General features: G+C 67.2%; 21 protein-coding genes. 11 read left to right on the top strand and 10 right to left on the bottom strand.

Features of this window, described 5'->3' with window-relative positions; genetic code table 11:
* The 8 genes from U1E69_RS22430 to lpdA all read left to right on the top strand — a co-directional run.
* On the top strand, positions 1-455 hold a 455-nt coding region (locus U1E69_RS22430), incomplete at its 5' end, for a 2-oxo acid dehydrogenase subunit E2 (RefSeq protein ID WP_322246718.1).
* Positions 456-457: 2 nt separating this feature from the next.
* Positions 458-1,024: a hypothetical protein gene (locus U1E69_RS22425; RefSeq protein WP_322246717.1), complete on the top strand. Its 567-nt coding sequence runs from the start codon at positions 458-460 to the stop codon at positions 1,022-1,024.
* 45 nt (positions 1,025-1,069) lie between these two features.
* Positions 1,070-1,531, top strand: coding sequence for a hypothetical protein (locus U1E69_RS22420; RefSeq protein ID WP_322246716.1), 462 nt, complete (start codon positions 1,070-1,072; stop codon positions 1,529-1,531).
* The gene (locus tag U1E69_RS22415; RefSeq protein ID WP_322246715.1) at positions 1,528-1,716 is read left to right on the top strand and encodes a nuclear transport factor 2 family protein; all 189 of its coding nucleotides are present in this window, start codon (positions 1,528-1,530) and stop codon (positions 1,714-1,716) included. Before U1E69_RS22420 ends, U1E69_RS22415 begins: the two co-directional genes overlap by 4 nt.
* A gap of 160 nt (positions 1,717-1,876) precedes the next feature.
* Positions 1,877-2,281: a hypothetical protein gene (locus U1E69_RS22410; protein ID WP_322246714.1), complete on the top strand. Its 405-nt coding sequence runs from the start codon at positions 1,877-1,879 to the stop codon at positions 2,279-2,281.
* The gene (locus U1E69_RS22405) at positions 2,278-3,210 is read left to right on the top strand and encodes a glycosyltransferase family 2 protein (RefSeq protein ID WP_322246713.1); all 933 of its coding nucleotides are present in this window, start codon (positions 2,278-2,280) and stop codon (positions 3,208-3,210) included. Before U1E69_RS22410 ends, U1E69_RS22405 begins: the two co-directional genes overlap by 4 nt.
* Entirely contained in the window at positions 3,207-3,602 is a 396-nt protein-coding gene (locus tag U1E69_RS22400) for an MAPEG family protein (protein ID WP_322246712.1), read from the top strand. The genes U1E69_RS22405 and U1E69_RS22400 overlap by 4 nt, the downstream gene beginning before the upstream one ends.
* A 118-nt stretch (positions 3,603-3,720) precedes the next feature.
* Positions 3,721-5,109, top strand: coding sequence for a dihydrolipoyl dehydrogenase (gene lpdA / locus U1E69_RS22395; protein ID WP_322246711.1), 1,389 nt, complete (start codon positions 3,721-3,723; stop codon positions 5,107-5,109).
* A 249-nt stretch (positions 5,110-5,358) separates the two neighbouring features.
* Here lpdA and U1E69_RS22390 read toward each other — a convergent pair whose 3' ends face one another.
* Entirely contained in the window at positions 5,359-6,066 is a 708-nt protein-coding gene (locus U1E69_RS22390; RefSeq protein WP_322246710.1) for a serine/threonine protein phosphatase, read from the bottom strand.
* 206 nt (positions 6,067-6,272) lie between these two features.
* Positions 6,273-7,211 (bottom strand): hydroxymethylbilane synthase, encoded by a 939-nt coding sequence (gene hemC / locus U1E69_RS22385; protein ID WP_322246709.1) that lies wholly within the window; start codon positions 7,209-7,211, stop codon positions 6,273-6,275.
* A gap of 93 nt (positions 7,212-7,304) precedes the next feature.
* On the opposite strand from hemC, the gene hemE reads away from it, so the two are divergent.
* The 3 genes from hemE to U1E69_RS22370 all read left to right on the top strand — a co-directional run bounded on the left by hemE (position 7,305) and on the right by U1E69_RS22370 (position 10,615).
* Positions 7,305-8,333, top strand: a complete 1,029-nt coding sequence (gene hemE, locus U1E69_RS22380) for a uroporphyrinogen decarboxylase (protein ID WP_322246708.1) — start codon at positions 7,305-7,307, stop codon at positions 8,331-8,333.
* Between the two features lie 177 nt (positions 8,334-8,510).
* On the top strand, positions 8,511-9,722 hold the full coding sequence (locus tag U1E69_RS22375; protein ID WP_322246707.1) for a PLP-dependent aminotransferase family protein: 1,212 nt from the start codon (positions 8,511-8,513) through the stop codon (positions 9,720-9,722).
* Positions 9,722-10,615, top strand: coding sequence for an EamA family transporter (locus U1E69_RS22370; protein WP_322246706.1), 894 nt, complete (start codon positions 9,722-9,724; stop codon positions 10,613-10,615). Before U1E69_RS22375 ends, U1E69_RS22370 begins: the two co-directional genes overlap by 1 nt.
* 45 nt (positions 10,616-10,660) lie before the next feature.
* On the opposite strand, the gene U1E69_RS22365 is transcribed toward U1E69_RS22370, so the two are convergent.
* The 8 genes from U1E69_RS22365 to argB all read right to left on the bottom strand — a co-directional run.
* Positions 10,661-10,879, bottom strand: coding sequence for a hypothetical protein (locus U1E69_RS22365; RefSeq protein ID WP_322246705.1), 219 nt, complete (start codon positions 10,877-10,879; stop codon positions 10,661-10,663).
* Between the two features lie 130 nt (positions 10,880-11,009).
* Positions 11,010-11,381: a hypothetical protein gene (locus U1E69_RS22360; RefSeq protein ID WP_322246704.1), complete on the bottom strand. Its 372-nt coding sequence runs from the start codon at positions 11,379-11,381 to the stop codon at positions 11,010-11,012.
* 226 nt (positions 11,382-11,607) lie between these two features.
* On the bottom strand, positions 11,608-13,131 hold the full coding sequence (locus tag U1E69_RS22355) for a cryptochrome/photolyase family protein (protein WP_322246703.1): 1,524 nt from the start codon (positions 13,129-13,131) through the stop codon (positions 11,608-11,610).
* The gene (locus tag U1E69_RS22350) at positions 13,125-13,784 is read right to left on the bottom strand and encodes an SDR family NAD(P)-dependent oxidoreductase (protein WP_322246702.1); all 660 of its coding nucleotides are present in this window, start codon (positions 13,782-13,784) and stop codon (positions 13,125-13,127) included. The genes U1E69_RS22355 and U1E69_RS22350 overlap by 7 nt, the downstream gene beginning before the upstream one ends.
* A gap of 255 nt (positions 13,785-14,039) precedes the next feature.
* Positions 14,040-14,543: a histidine phosphatase family protein gene (locus tag U1E69_RS22345; RefSeq protein ID WP_322246701.1), complete on the bottom strand. Its 504-nt coding sequence runs from the start codon at positions 14,541-14,543 to the stop codon at positions 14,040-14,042.
* Positions 14,540-15,226 (bottom strand): ferredoxin, encoded by a 687-nt coding sequence (locus U1E69_RS22340; protein WP_322246700.1) that lies wholly within the window; start codon positions 15,224-15,226, stop codon positions 14,540-14,542. The genes U1E69_RS22345 and U1E69_RS22340 overlap by 4 nt, the downstream gene beginning before the upstream one ends.
* The gene (locus U1E69_RS22335) at positions 15,166-15,957 is read right to left on the bottom strand and encodes a sterol desaturase family protein (protein WP_322246699.1); all 792 of its coding nucleotides are present in this window, start codon (positions 15,955-15,957) and stop codon (positions 15,166-15,168) included. Before U1E69_RS22335 ends, U1E69_RS22340 begins: the two co-directional genes overlap by 61 nt.
* Before the next feature lie 165 nt (positions 15,958-16,122).
* A partial coding sequence (gene argB, locus U1E69_RS22330) for an acetylglutamate kinase (protein WP_322246698.1) occupies positions 16,123-16,491 on the bottom strand: 369 nt, incomplete at its 5' end.

The raw sequence follows: 16,491 nt of genomic DNA, 5'->3' as shown, positions 1-16,491 counted from the left end.
AGATTGACGGCCAGGACGTGGTCTACAAGAACTACGTCCACATGGGCGTCGCCGTCGGCACCCCCTCGGGCCTCGTGGTCCCCGTGGTCCGCGACGCCGACCAGATGGGCTTTGCCGCCATCGAGAAGAAGATCGCCGAACTTGGCCTCCGCGCCCGCGACGGCAAACTGTCGATGGCCGAGATGCAGGGCGGCTCCTTCACCATCTCCAACGGCGGCGTCTACGGCTCGCTGATGTCCTCCCCCATCCTCAACCCCCCGCAGTCCGGCATCCTTGGCATGCACAAGATCCAGGACCGCCCGGTTGTGGTAAACGGCCAGATCGTCATCCGCCCGATGATGTACCTGGCGCTCAGCTACGACCACCGGATCGTCGACGGCAAGGGGGCTGTGACGTTCCTGGTGCGGGTCAAGGAGGCGCTGGAAGACCCGCGTCGGCTGCTGATGGATTTGTGAGGATGCAGCAACTCAGTGAACTTACCCGCTCATGGTCAGACGCTCTGACTACACTTTCAGTCGGTTCACTGAGTTTGCTTCTAATTTCTACTGGCAGGATTGACCCAGATGGCTCGCTCTCATTTGCCTTCGGGAAGGCGAACAATTTTCTTTCACTCTCAAACGATTTGTCACCGGTCGCCACCCTCTTCTTTGGGCTGATAGTGCTGAGCCTAGTGATGGCGGTAGGCTATTTCGTGATTCAATTTGGTGAGTTTCTTGCAATACTTCCTGAACTCCGGGATAAAGGGGCAAGGAGCCGAAAACGGATTGAAAAATGTTCGAACAGCCCGGCACTTATGCTCATGTTTTCTAATGCTTACACGTCCTATCGCCTGCTGTGTGGGCTTGGCGGCATCTTGGTGTCTTCAGGTGTTTTGATGTTTGGCTGGGGTGCACTCAGTCTAAGCATACAGCCAGTTGCATTTGGCTTTTTTGTCCTTTCCTTCGGATTGATGGTTATTATTTGGTATGCACGCTATTCGTTCGCGAGTCTTGACTGGGTACTTTTTGGGGACCTTCGGGGGTAGTCAAAACATTCGATAGCGAGCATTCCCCCCAACCCCGGACCCCGCATGACCCACCCCACCCCCAGCCCCACCACAAGCGCCTCCCCTCCCCCTCGTGGGGAGGGGCTGGGGGTGGGGGGCATCCCGCTGGCCATCCTTGCGGCCCTGTCCTTAGCCCTCACCACCCCCACCCAAGCCGAACCCGCCCACCCCGCCCGTCTGCACGTCGGCGAACATGTCCTCATGACCCACGACTGGGACTACGACACCAACCGCTGGCTCCCCGCCGGACCTCAGGTCAACACCGCCTGCTTCCGGGTCACCGCCGTCAAAGGCACCGAGACAACGCTGGAACTCATCTCGGGCCGCTACTTCACCTGGTGGGACGAAACCAACCAACAGCCCGGCTACAAGGACGTCTGGCTTGGCACCACCGCAGACTACCTGGAAAAGCGCCCCGACGCCGCCCCCCGCGAACTGGCGCAAGGCCAGTTCACCACGGTCGCCGGTTGCGGAGGAACCCCATGACCCACCCCCTCGCCGCCCTCGAACACACCCTCTGGCACTCTGAAACCCGCCACGACCACGCGCTGATGGAGGCGACCTTCGCCCCCGACTTCCGCGAATTCGGCCGCTCCGGTCGCCGCTACACCCGTGACGACCTCCTGCCCTCCGGCGAGACTCACGACATCGACGCCACCTCCACGATCTGACCGTCACCGACCTCAGCCCAACCATCGCCCTCGTCACCTACCAATCCGAACTCCGCCGCCCCGCCCACACCGAATGGGCCAACCGCTCCTCCCTCTGGGACCGCGCCCCAGGCCGCTGGCAACTCCGCTTCCACCAGGGCACCCCCTGCGAGGGCCCGACATGATCCGCCCGCTCCTCGCCGCCCTCCTTCTCGCCCCCCCCGTAACGGCCCAAGTCATCTCCACCGGCGCTCCCGCCGCCGATATCCTCCTGTCCCAGGCCATTGCCGAGCATCGCACTTTCCTCACCTGCTCCATCCTTGACCCTGAAACCCACCAAGCCATCCTGCAGGCCTGGAACACCGACAGGGCCGCCGCGATCGGCCTTCTTGCCGACCACAAGATCGGGGCCAACGCGATCTACGCCTTCCGTGACGCCCCCACACCGGAAAATCTGATCCCCGCCCCTGACACCCCGTTCGAGGACGTCCGCCAGCTTTGCGACGCGACGCCGGACTGGGCGCAGCGCTATGCCGCGCGGGACCGGACCATCCTGGCCCAACGCCTGCCGGACGTGATGCCATGACCGCTCTCGTCGCCCTCATGTCCTGCATGCGCAACGAAGGCATCCACATCCTGGAATGGCTGGCCCATCACCGCGCCATTGGCTTCGGCCAGATCGTGATCTGCTCCAACGACTGCGACGACGGCTCCGACCGCCTCCTCGACCTCTTGGCCACGCACGGCCAGATCGACCACCTGCCGAACCCCGTCCCTGCGGGAGAGCCGCCCCAACGACATGGCATTGCCCGCGCCCTTGCCCACCTGTCTACCAGCCCCGCCGACTGGCTCGCCCACCTCGACAGCGATGAATTCCTCAACCTTGCCCCCGACACCCCTTGCGTCCAGGACCTGGTCCGCGGGGCCGGGGACGCCCACACCATCGCCCTTCCCTGGCGGATGTTCGGCGACAACGGCCACGCCTTGTGGCCCGGCGAAACCCTGCGCGCCTTCACTGCCTGCGAAGCGGCCCCAGACCCGCAAACCGTCAAGTTCAAGTCGCTCTTCCGCCACCGCGCCTTCGCCTCGGCCTCCGACCACATGCCCACCGCCCCCCGCGTGGAAACCCCGCTGGCCGTCAACACGGCGGGTGAGCCCCTGTCCTCGGCCCCCCTTTTCGGCAAGCCCGTCTCGCGCTATCAGCCCATCGACGCGGCCCTGCGCGGCGGCACTGTGGTCAACCACTACGCCACCCGCTCGACCGACTGCTTCCTGATGAAACACGCCCGCGGCCGAGGGATGGGCCCGGCCTCGAACAAATACACCCGCAACTCCACCTGGCACCGCCGCGCCAACCGGAACGACACGCAGGACCGCTCCATCCTTGGTCGCTGGCCCGAGACCGAGGCCGAACTCGCTCGCCTCCGTGCCCTGCCCGGCGTGACCGAGGCCGAAGCCGCCTGCCACAGCTGGTTCCTCCAGACCCGCGACACCCTCGCAAGGACCACCGCATGACCCCCGAACTGACCGCCCTCGCCCTGGCTGGCCTCCTGCAGGCCCTGCAGTTCACCCTTTTCGCCGTCCCCGCGAACCGTGAGCTTGGCGTGGGCTATACCTCCAGCCCCCGTGATCGCCCACCGTCGCGCCAGATCTCCATCTTGACCGGCCGCCTGCAGCGCGCGCTGAACAACCACTTCGAGGGGCTGATCCTCTTCACCCTCGCCGTGGTCGTCGTGACCCTGGGCAACCAGTCCACCGCCACCACGCAATATGCCGCCTGGACCTACCTCGGCGCACGTCTCCTCTACATCCCCGCCTATGCCCTCGGCTGGCGCCCTTGGCGCTCGGCCATCTGGGCGGTAGGCTTCTTCGCAACCCTGACGATGATCGTGGCCGCCCTGATCTGACTCTTTCATACTGGCGCAAATATCCTGCGGGTAGTTCATTGTGTTCGCCATTGGTTCAAGAACACAATGGACTGGGGGTGCAAAACCCCGGTCCGCAGCCCGACCAAAGGAACACCAAATGGCAGATTTCGACACCATCATCATCGGCGCCGGCCCCGGCGGTTACGTCGCCGCGATCCGTGCAGCACAACTCGGGCAAAAGGTCGCCTGCGTCGAAGGGCGCGAGACCCTGGGCGGGACCTGCCTCAACGTCGGCTGCATCCCCTCGAAGGCAATGCTCCACGCCACCCACATGCTGCACGAAACCCATGAGAACTTCGAGAAGATGGGCCTGATGGGCGGGCATCCCACCGTGGATTGGGCGAAGATGCAGGCCTACAAGGACGACGTGGTGTCCGGCAACACCAAGGGGATCGAGTTCCTCTTCAAGAAGAACAAGGTCACCTGGATCAAAGGCTGGGCCACCATCCCCGCCGCCGGTCAGGTCAAGGTCGGCGAGGAAACCCACACCGCCAGGAACATCGTCATCGCCACGGGGTCCGAGGCCTCCAGCCTTCCCGGCGTCACGGTTGACGAGGAAACCATCGTCACCTCCACCGGCGCGCTCACCCTTGGCAATATCCCGAAAACCTTGGTCGTCATCGGCGCAGGCGTGATCGGGCTGGAGATGGGCAGCGTTTACGCCCGCCTTGGCACCGAGGTCACCGTGGTCGAATACCTCGACGCCATCACCCCCGGCATGGATGCCGAAGTCGCCAAGACCTTCCAGCGCATCCTGACGAAGCAGGGCCTGAAGTTCGTCCTCGGTGCCGCCGTCCAGTCGGTCACCAGGACCGACACCGGCGCGACTGTGACCTACAAACTGAAGAAGAACGACACCGAGGCCACCGTTGAGGCCGACATCGTCCTCGTCGCCACGGGGCGCAAACCCTACACCCAAGGCCTCGGCCTTGAAGCCCTTGGCGTCGAAATGGGCCCGCGCGGCACGATCAAGACCGATGCCCACTGGCAGACCAACATCCCCGGCCTTTACGCTATCGGCGACGCCATCGCCGGACCGATGCTGGCCCACAAGGCCGAGGATGAAGGCATGGCCGTGGCCGAGGTTCTGTCGGGCAAGCATGGCCACGTCAACTACGGCGTGATCCCCGGCGTGATCTACACGACACCCGAGGTCGCCAACGTCGGCCTAACCGAGGAACAGCTGAAAGCCGAAGGCCGCGCCTACAAGGTCGGCAAGTTCCCCTTCATGGGCAACGCCCGCGCCAAGGCGGTCTTCCAGGCCGAAGGCTTCGTCAAGCTGATCGCCGACGCCGCCACCGACCGCATCCTCGGCTGCCACATCATCGGCCCTGCCGCAGGCGACCTGATCCACGAGGTCTGCGTCGCGATGGAATTCGGCGCCTCCGCCCAGGACCTCGCGCTGACCTGCCACGCCCACCCGACCTGGTCCGAGGCCGTCCGCGAAGCCGCCCTCGCCTGCGGTGACGGCGCGATCCACGCCTGAAGCCAAGGCTCGTCGTTCGACTTCGTCTTCTCCTCGCAAGCTCTCACGCAAGCGAGGAGTGACGAAGTCATCGACGAGCGCCCATGCCTGCCGCAACCGCGCCAGCGCACCTCGCCATGCGCGCAACGCCCAGTGGTGCGGTCCGACCGCATCCCTCAACCCCTGAACGGGCCGCTCGTCGTTCGACTTCGTCTCCTCCTCGCGGGCTTGACCCAAGCGAGGAGTGACGAAGTCATCGACGAGCAGCCCCTACCGCAGCCGCGCCAGCGTCAGCCCCACCGCCCGCAACTCCCGGCTTCCCGGCCGCAGCACCGTCAGCCCGGCTGCCAGCCAACCGACCGGCCGCAGCCACCCGACCAACCGTCGCACCGCCGCCATCGCCCCCTCGGGGGCCGAAACCTCGTAAGCCCGCAGGGCCGCGTCCAGCCAGCGCCCGTCCTCGGGCCACAGGGTAAACGCCGTCTGCGCGAACATCACCACATCCGCCGCCTGCCAGAACCCCGCCCGCCGCGCGCGCCGGAATCGCTCCAGGTCGATGAACCGCGCCTCGACCCCGTCCCAGCACACATCTCGCACCGCAGGTCGGCCATGCGCCATCCCGGCCCAGTGCAGCCGCCCCAGTGCCTGCCCCGCTTCGGCAAAGGCCCGCAGCTTCTCGGCATCACCGCGAACCGGGTCCGCCACCACCTCGGGCAGCACCGGCCCCGCGTCCGGCATCAGCACCCAGTCCGACCCCTCCGCCACGACCGCTGCAACCGCCAGCCCTGCCGCCGACAGCGCGTGCAAACCCTCGCGCTCGGCGGCAAAGGCCCGCGCCGGATCGCCCTTCTGCACCCGCAGCCGCCCTGACAGCCGCTCCACCCGCTTCAGCCAGAACCGCCGCCCATCCGGCAAGACAAACGACCGCACCCGACGCGGCGGTTCGGCCAGCGCAGCGTTCAGGGCTGCCAAAAGCATCGGATCAGGCAAAGGATGCGTCACAAGGGTCCCTGTAACGCGCGCGTGTCGGATTTGCAAAAGCCCCCGTTGCGCCGCAAGGCACTCCACAAGCCCAGAGCGCTGGCGCAAGGCCACGCACACCGATGACAACCTCCCCGCCGTCCCCGCCAGGTGCCTCCCCTCTCCCCTCGGGGGGGAGGGGTCGGGGGTGGGGGGCTACCGGGTCAGTCGAAGAACCCCGGCCCCGCGCGACTCAAGAGCTCGTCCGCCAGCGCCCGACCGATCTCGGCCCCATCCCCCACCAGCCCCCGCCGCTCACCGGCCACCGAAGCCGATCCATCGGGCCGCAGGATTTCCCCCCGCAACCACAGATGATCGCCCTCGACAATCGCCAAACCGGCGATGGGCGTCTCGCAGGACCCGTCCAGCGTCGCCAGGAAACTCCGCTCTGCCGCCAGCCGCAGACCCGTCTCACCGTCATGGATCGCCGCCAGCAGCCCAGCCACCCGCGCATCCGCCGACCGCCGCTCGATCCCGATCGCGCCTTGCGCCACCGCTGGCAGCATCTCGTCCGGCGCAATCGCCGACCGCGCCACCTCGACCATTCCCAGCCGCGTCAGCCCCGCCATCGCCAGGAACGTCGCATCCGCCACCCGCTCCTCCAACTTGCGCATCCGGGTCTGGACGTTCCCCCGGAACTCCACCAGCTTCAGGTCCGGCCGCCGCAACGCCAGTTGCGCCCGCCGCCGCAAGCTGGACGACCCCACGGTCGCGCCCTGCGGCAGCTCGGCAATCGACCCGTAGTGCGGCGAGACAAACGCATCCCGCACATCCGCGCGGCGAAGGTAGCAGTCCAGCACCAGACCCTGGGGCTGCAAGGTCGGCATGTCCTTCATCGAATGGACCGCGATGTCGATCCCGCCGTCCAGAAGCGCCTCTTCGATCTCGCGGGTGAAAAGGCCTTTCCCCCCGATCTCGCGCAAGGCCTTGTCCTGAATCTGGTCGCCGGTGACCTTGATCACCACGATCTCGAACGCGGCTTCGGGCAGCCCGAAGGCCTCCATCAGACAGCGCCGCGTCTCATGCGCCTGCCACAAGGCCAGGGGCGAACCACGGGTGCCGATCTTCAGCGGTTGGGCGGGGGTGGGCAGATCATCGCTCATGCGCCAAGGCTTACCCGTGTCACGCGCGCCTGACAACTCTTGACAACAACGCCCCCACAGCCGACCCATGACGCGAAGCAACGAGGCCAAGACATGACAAAGACGATCCTGCGCGCGCTCAAGGGCGAGGTGCTGCCCACCCCCCCGATCTGGATGATGCGCCAGGCCGGCCGCTATCTGCCGGAATACCGCGAGACGCGGGCGAAGGCGGGCGATTTCCTGAAGCTCTGCTACAACCCGGACCTTGCCGCCGAGGTCACGCTGCAACCGATCCGCCGCTACGGCTTTGACGCGGCAATCCTTTTCGCCGACATCCTGCTGCTGCCCCAGGCGCTTGGCCCGAAACTCTGGTTTGAAACCGGCGAAGGCCCCCGGATGGAGACGACGGATACCCCCGGTCAGGTCGCCAACCTGAAGCCGACCGAGGCGATCCACGAAACCCTCTCTCCCGTCTACGAGACGATCCGCATCCTTGCCCGTGAACTGCCAAAGGAGACCACGCTGATCGGCTTTGCCGGCGCGCCCTGGACCGTCGCCACCTACATGATCGCGGGCAAAGGCTCCAAGGACCAGGCCGCCGCCCATGTGCTGAAGGCGCATGACCGGCCCACCTTCCAGGCCCTGATCGACCGGATCACCGAGGCGACCATCGAATACCTCTCCGCCCAGATCGACGCCGGGGCCGAGGTGGTCAAACTCTTCGACAGCTGGGCCGGGTCCCTCAAGGGCCAGGACTTCCGCGACTTCGCCGAGGCTCCCACCGCCGCGATCATCTCGGCGCTGAAGGCCCGCCACCCCGGCATCCCCGTCATCGCCTTCCCGCGTGAGGCGGGCCAGGGCTACATCGGCTTTGCCCACCGCACCGGGGCGGACTGCGTTGCCATCGACAACTCGGTCAGCCCGGAATGGGCCGCCGCCAACGTCCAAATCGACGGTTGCGTGCAGGGCAACCTTGCGCCCGAGCATATGGTCACCGGCGGCCAGGCCCTGATCGCCGCAACCCAGCACGTCGTCCGCGCGTTTTCCAAGGGTCCGCACATCTTCAACCTTGGCCACGGCATCACGCCCGAGGCGAACCCCGACAACGTGCAGCTGATGATCGACACGGTCCGCGGCACCTGACTTGCACGGGCGTAGGGTGGGCAATTTGCCCACCCTCCTCTTCACGACCCAGACCCTCGGACGCCACGAAGGGCCCACATCGCCCCGATGCGCCCTGACCTGATCGACAATTAGGTCAAGTATATTGACTTAATCACCCGCCCGCGCCACCCTGTCCGCGACAAGGGGGACGGCAGAATGAACTGGACCGATATTCTGGCCACGCGCACTTCGCGCATGAAGGCCTCGGAAATCCGCGAACTTCTCAAGCTGCTCGACCAGCCCGACATCCTGTCCTTCGCGGGCGGCATCCCGGACCCGGCCCTCTTCCCGAAAGAGACATTCGCCGCCGCCTACGCTGAAACCCTGTCCGGGCCGCAGGGTCAGGCTGCCCTGCAGTACTCCGTCTCCGAAGGCTACCGGCCGCTCCGCGACTGGATCGCCGACCGGATGGCCGCGCTTGGCATTCCCTGCACCGCCGACAACATCCTGATCACCTCCGGCTCGCAACAGGCGCTGGATTACCTTGGCAAGCTCCTGCTCTCCCCCGGCGATACCGCCCTCGTCGGCTGGCCCACCTACCTCGGCGCGCTCGGTGCCTTCAACGCCTACGAGCCGCGCTATGACCGGCTCGACCCGCTGGCCAACCGCCCGGCGCAAAGCTTCGCCGACGCCGCCACTGCCGCCGGGGGCCGGGTGAAGTTCGCCTACCTTTCCGTCGACTTCGCCAATCCGACCGGCCAGACGCTCGACCTCGCCGCCCGCCACGCCGTCCTGGACCTTGCCGACCAGCTCGACATCGCCGTGATCGAGGACGCCGCCTACCAGACCCTGCGTTATGACGGCGACCCGATCCCACCGATCCTCGCGCTGGAAATCGCCGCCAAAGGCAGCATCGAGGCCGCCCGCACCCTTTACTGCGGCTCCTTCTCCAAATCGCTGGCTCCCGGCCTCCGCGTCGGCTGGGTCTGTGCCGCCACCGAGGTCATCCGCCGCCTCGTCCTGATGAAACAGGCCGCCGACCTGCATTCCCCCACGATCAACCAGATCGTCACCCATCTTGTCGCCCGTGACCACTTCGACGCCCATGTCGCCACCCTCCGCCAGACCTACAAGGCCCGCCGCGACCGGATGCTGGCCGCCCTCGGGCGCGAGATGCCAAAGGGAGTCACATGGACGAAGCCTGACGGCGGCATGTTCATCTGGCTGACCCTGCCGCCGCAGATCGACGCCGCCACCCTCCTCGCCACCGCCCTGCAGACCGAGCGCGTCGCCTTCGTCCCCGGCCGCGCCTTCTTTGCCGACGCCTCGAACGGCAACACGCTGCGGCTCAGCTTTTCCTGCGCGGACGAGGCGATGATCGACGAAGGCATGCTGCGGCTTGGGCGCGCGATCCGGCACGCGCTCTGATGCTCTGGATTCCCGTCACGCTTGCCGCCGCGATTGCCCAGACCGGACGCAACGCCGCCCAGCGCGGGCTGACCGAACGGCTCGGCACCCTTGGGGCCACCAACGTCCGCTTCCTTTACGGCCTGCCCTTCGCCTGCGCCTTCCTCGCGCTTGCGCTTTGGGCCAGCGGCAGCGCAGTGCCGACCCTCACCCCCCGCGCCCTGACTTTCACCGCCCTTGGCGCACTCGCCCAGATCGCCGCCACCGCGCTGATGCTGCAAGCGATGCGAACCCAAGGCTTCGGCATCGTCACGGCCTGGCTCAAGATCGAACCCGTCCTCGTCGCCCTCATCGGCTGGGCCGTGCTGGGCGAAGAGCTGACCCTCGCCATGCTCGCCGCCATCGCCGTCGCGGTCGCCGGGGTCCTCGTGATGACCCTGAAACCCGGCCAGGGCCGCAGCCTTCTCACCGACCTCCGCCCCGCCACCCTGGGGCTTCTCGCCGGCTTGTGCTTCGGCCTCTCCGCCATCGGCTTCAGGGGCGCCATCACCGCGCTGCCCGACGGCAGCTTCCTGATCCGCGCCCTGACCATCCTTGCGCTTGCGCTGGCCCTCCAGACCCTCGCGCTCGGCGCCTGGCTCGCCCTCAAGGACCGCGCCGCCCTGACCGGCAGCGCCCGGGCCTTCCTGCCTTCGCTCGCCGCCGGTTTCCTGGGGGCCCTCGCCTCGGCCTTCTGGTTCACCGGCTTTGCCCTGACCACCGCCGCCAACGTCCGCACCCTGGCCCTGGTCGAGGTCGTGCTGGCCCTTCTCGTCGCCCGCTTTGCCTTCGGCCAGCGCGCCACCACCCGGCAACTGGCAGGCATCGCGATCCTGCTGTGCGGAGTCCTCCTCCTCCTGCGGTCCCAACCGTAGGCGCAGGCGTAGGGTGGGCGATCCGCCCACCGCCCCGACGCGGGCTCAGCCCAGCGCCAGCCGAGCCTCCACCACTCGCACCAGATGCGCCGCCGCCTCGCCGACACTCGACCGCGTCAACAGATCGCAGAGCGCCGGCAACAGCCACAGCGCCTCGTACCGCGTCAGCACCATCCGTACCGCGTCCAGATCAACCCAAAGACCGCAATCGAACTGCCGCGACATCGCTCCGCAGCCCTTGCTGGAGAAGTCAAGATTCAGCACCATCTGCCCGCGCGGCACCTCGGCCCGCAGTGATCCCCGCAGTGATCGAGGGACGCCCCCTGCTTTGCCACCTTCCCCCCGAACCGCGCCTCCAGCGCCCCGGCCAAGGCCTTGCGCAACTTGGCAGGCGTCACCGGCACCGCCGCGGCAAAACTTGGCACATGGGGCCTCGGCGGCCCGGCGGCCTCTCCCGTCGATCCCTGGGGCCGAACGAAGCCATCGACCCCGCCAGGATCTGCCGCCAGCCAAGCGGGGTTCTTGACGGGTTGGAACCGAAGGTCCAGTCGTGACGGCGCAGAGCCTCCCGCTCTGCATGACCCAGCGTTACCCCCGCCTGCGCCCAGGCCAGGTCCGACACTTCCTCGGCATATTCCTCCCGGTCGCGGGGTGTCAGCGCATCCAGCGCCACCAGCCGCTGCAGCACGAAGGTCGACGGACACCCTCGCAGCAGCGGGAACCCCTGCGCCGCCGCCGCCCGCCGATGCGCCCGGACCCGGTCCATTGCACCCCCCCGCGTCACCAGCGTAGGGTGCGCTACAGCGCACCACCCGTCAAACCCAACCCGCGCCTCGCGGGACATCCGGGCGCTGCCCGCGCCCCTTGCGTCCCCTCTCCCCCTGGGGGAGAGGGCCAGGGTGAGGGGCAAACCCGCAAGTTAAGAAACCCCAACGCCCGCGACCAACCCCTTGAAATCGCGTCACTCCCGGCGTTTGTCCACCGTTGCCACATCAGACGACCTTCCCCGCATCCAGCCGCCCCAGAACTGCCTCTGCCCCCACCAGCACCGCCTCCCGGTGGCCTTCATCCATCCCATCCCAGACCCGGTACATCTGCCCCATCCTCGGGTTCGCCCGGAACCGCTCCCGGTGCCGCACCAGGAAATGCCAGTACAGCAGGTTGAACGGACAAGCCCGCTCCCCGACCTTCTCCTTCACCCGATACCGGCACCCCCCGCAGTGATCCGACATCCGGTCGATATAGGCCCCGCTCGACACATAGGGCTTCGACCCAAGAAGCCCCCCATCCGCGAACTGGCTCATCCCGATCGTGTTCGGCGCCTCCACCCATTCGAAGGCATCGACGTAGACCGACAGATACCATTCATGCACCCTTGCAGGGTCCACCCCCGCCAGAAGGGCAAAATTCCCCGTCACCATCAGTCGCTGGATATGGTGCGCATAAGCCAGGTCCCGCGTCTGCCCCACGGCGGCCCGCATGCAGGCCATCCCTGTCTCTGCCCCCCAGTAGACCGCCGGCAGCGCCCGGGAATGTCCCAGAGCATTTCCCTCCAGATACTCCGGCCCCTTCAGCTCCCAGATCCCCCGCACATACTCCCGCCATCCGATCACCTGCCGGATGAACCCCTCCGCCGCCTGGATCGGCACCTTGCCCGCCTTCCACGCGTCCTCGACCGCAAGGCACACCTCCATCGGCCCCAGCAGCCCGATGTTCAGATAGGGCGAGATCACCGCATGGCTGAGGAACACCTCCCCCTCCAGCATCGCATCCTGCTCTTCGCCGAACCTGGGCAACCGCTCCGTCACAAACTCCCGCAGCGCCTCCAGCGCACCGTCACGATCCGTCGCCCAGCGAAACGGCCGCAACCGCCCGAAATGCGAAAACCGGGCCTCCACCAGCGCCAGCACCTCCACCACCACCGCATCCGGCGCAAAGTCCCGGGGCCGGGCACGCAACAGGTCCCCCTTCGCCGGCTTCCGGTTGTCGTGGTCAAAGTTCCACTGCCCCCCGGCGGGCTGGTCCCCCTCCATCATCAACCCGGTCTTCCGCCGCATGTCCCGGTAGAACCATTCCATCCGCAGCTGTTTGCGGCCTTCAGCCCAGGCCCGGAACTCGGGCTCGGACCACAGGAACCGATCATCCTCCAAGACCCGCACCGGCACCGGCAGCTCCTGCAAATCCCGCAACACCCGCCACTCCCCCGGCTTCGTCGCGATCACCTCAACGGCCCCGAACTCCGCCGCCCGCCGCAAAAGCTCAGCCGAGATCGTCTGACCGTTCTCCGGATCATCCAGCTTGGAATAGACGACCCGCCACCCCTGCTCCCGCAGCCCGACAGCAAACTTCCGCATCGCCGCCAGGATCAGCGCGATCTTCTGCGGATGATGGGGCACGCTCTCGCCCTCCCCCATCACCTCCGCCATCACCACCACATCCCGCGCCTTGTCCGCCGCCGTCAAGGCCGCCACGTCCAGCGTCAGCTGGTCGCCCAGAACCAGCACCAGCCTCACCACGGCACCACCTCGCCCTTCCAGTCGTAGAACCCGCCCGACTGATCCGGCCCCAGTCCCGCAAGCACCGCCAGCAGGTTCCCCGCCGCCACCTCCGCCGAGACCGCCGGATGCCCCGCCCGCTGCGCCGGGGCCAACGCCGTCTCGACCGTCCCCGGATGCAAGGCCACGAACACCGACTGCGGATGCGTCCGCCGCGCCTCGATGGACGCTGTCCGCACCAGCTGGTTCAACGCCGCCTTCGCCGCCCGATAACCATACCAGCCGCCAAGCGCGTTGTCCCCGATCGACCCCACCCGCGCCGACAAGACGGCCAAACGGCTGACCCTGTCCCTGGGCAGCACCCGCAGCGCATGCTTCATCACCAGCGCAGGTCCCACCGCGTTGACCGCGAACTGCGCCGCCAGCCCCTCCGCCGTCACCGAGCGCAACGTCTTCTCCGGCCCGACCCCGCCGATGACCAGCGCCCCCGTCGCCACCACCACCAGATCGAACCCCGGCTCAAGGCCCGCGAAGGCCGCTGCAATCGACCCCTCGTCCGTCACGTCCAGCCCGTCGCCCGACCGCGACAAACCCACCACATCGCCCCGCTGCCGCAAGGTCTCCACCAGCGCCCGGCCAATCCCGCCCGACGCCCCCACCACCAATGCCCGCATCCCGCCTCCATTTCAGAGAGGCCAGAGATAGCGCCTGACCACCCGACGACCACGTCCAGGCGTTTTCATACTGGCTGAAATATCCCCGCCGGAGGCTCTTCCCCTTCAACCCGTCCGCGGTCTGACGACCGTCCGCGGCAGGCGCCATCCCGGGGGTGCAAGGCGGATGAGAAAAGGCGCCAGTGGCGCGTGTCCCCGCCGCAGCGGATGCCTCCCGCGACGGCTTCGCCGGTCAGGTCAAGGCGCGGGCAGCTCTCAGACGACGATCTCGCGCGGGACGATGAAGTCCACGGTCACCCCCGACCCGAAGCTCACCTCGCTCCAGTCCGCGACATCGAAATCCGCAACCAGGGTCGCCCCGGTCGGATAGCGCCCGAACTCTGGGTTCGACGGGGGATGCGCAACCAGACGGGCCGCAAACTCCGCGATGCCGGGGTTGTGCCCGATCATCATCACCACATCCGCAGATGCATGGCGCAGCACCGCCATCATCACATCCGGCCCGGCATGATAAAGCGCGGGCTTCAGCTCCAGCACCGGAGCCCCCGGCAGCGCGGGCGCGATCCCCGAGAACGTCTTCCGGGTCCGCACCGCGTCCGAGCACAAGACCTCGCCCGGCACATAGTCGCGGCTGGCAAGCCACTGCCCCAGGTCCGCCGCCGCGGCCTTGCCCCGGTCGTTCAGGGGCCGGTCATGGTCGGGGGTCAGCGGATCGTCCCATGAGGATTTCGCATGCCGCGTCAGGATCAACCGCTTCATCTGTGGAACTGCCTCATGTGATAGGCCGACTGTTCGGGCAGTCTTGCATAGCTTTGCGACACCGGGCAAGCGCGGCGCACAAGGCAGCCGCCGGACAGGCACTCCTCCCCCTCCGGCCGGTCCAGCCAGGCATGGCAGCCGGGCACATCATACCCCGCCCCGGTCAGCGCCCCGGCCGGGCAGGCGGTCAGGCAAGGGGCCGGGCAACCATCGCAGGGCCGGTCCGCCAGAGGCGGCACGTCGACCACGTCCTTCAAAGCCAAAGCGCCTCGAAAGCTGACCATCAGCCCCTGGTCAGAATGCACCAGAAGCCGCACCGGGCTGTCCCAGACCCGCCCGGTCCGCAGCGCCCATTGGTAGAACGGATGATACGGCGGCCCCCCGAAGGGAAACAGCGCCTTGGCCCCCAGATCGCAGGCGATCCGCCCGATCACGCGACGGGACCAGCGGTCCACCGGGCCAGGCTCCCCCCACTCCGGCTGCGCCTGCAGATGCGCCCAGAACCCCGGCTCCTTCGGTCCCAGCATCAGCATAGTCCGCGTGCCTGCCGGAAAACCCGCCTCTCCCTCGGCCACGGCAAAGCCGCCCAGAATCTCCAGCCGCTCGGCAGCCAGCCGCGCCTCTAGCGCCGGAAGGGCAAGCCCAGCGCCCACCCCAGCCTCGCCGGTCTGTCGTCCTGCCATTCCAGCCCCACGGTCATCGCGTCATGTCCCGCCTTCGGTTGTGGCACATGGGTCCGGAAAATCCGGTCCCAAACCGACAGGCAGAAGCCGTAATTGCTGTCATGCTCCTCACGGTGGACCGAATGGTGCACCCGGTGCATGTCCGGTGTCACAAGGACCAGCCGCAGCACCCGATCCAGCCAGCCCGGCAGAGCGAGGTTCGAGTGGTTGAACAGCGCCGTCCCGCTCAGCAGGATCTCGAACACCAGCACCGCCAGCGCCGAGGGACCAAGCAGATAGACCAGCCCGATCTTCAGCCCCATCGAGGCCAGGATCTCCACCGGGTGAAAGCGAAAGCCCGTCGTCACGTCCATGTCCCGGTCGGCATGGTGGACCCGGTGAAAGCGCCAGAAGAGTGGCACCTTGTGCGTCACCAGATGCTGCGCCCAGATCGCAAGGTCCAGGATCAGGACGGCAAGCACCAGCTCCACCCAAGCAGGCCAGTCCAGCCGGTTCAGAAGCCCCCAGCCCTGCGACTGAGCGTCCAGAGCGGCCCCGATGGCCAGAAGCGGCAGCACGACCGCAAGTCCCCTCAATGCGACAGTGTTCAGCACGGTGATCGCCAGGTTGGCCGACCAACGCCGCGTCCGCGTCACCGCGCGAGGGCGGCGCGGCACCAGCGCCTCCAGCCCCGCGAAAAGGGCGAAGAGCGCCAGGAAAACCCCGCCACGCCAGAGAAGTTCATGCTCCATGCGCCGATCTTACACCCGATTCGCGTGCAATGGTTAAGGGGGTGCAGCGGGTGGTGCAGCCAGACGGCGACCCATACCGGAACCAGACGGAATCCAGACGGTTTCCAGATGGATAAAACGACGCAATTTCAGTCCGTTAACCCACAGACCGCCAGAAGGCCGCTTTCAGCGCCGGGCGTGCGGCTTCACCCGTGGTTCGGTTGCCCGGATCTGGCTGCCCGCACCGTGGTCGGTGAACAGTTCCAGCAGGCAGGCGTTCGGCACCTTGCCATCCAGGATCGTCACCGCCCGCGTGCCCTCTTCGATCGCCATCAGAGCGGTCTCGGTCTTGGGGATCATCCCGCCCGAGATCACCCCGTCCTTGGTCAACTGGCGAATCTCTTCGGGCGTGATGTTGGTCATCACCTCGCCCGCCGCGTTCTTCACCCCCGGCACGTCGGTCAGAAGAAGCAAGCGGTCAGCCTGCAGCGCCCCGGCAATCGCCCCCGCCGCCGTGTCGCCGTTCACGTTGAAGGTCTCGTTGTCCTTCATCCC

It is taken from the genome of Tabrizicola sp. (genome assembly GCF_034366665.1).
GTDB lineage: Bacteria > Pseudomonadota > Alphaproteobacteria > Rhodobacterales > Rhodobacteraceae > Tabrizicola.
This window is presented reverse-complemented; position numbering and strand designations above follow the sequence as displayed.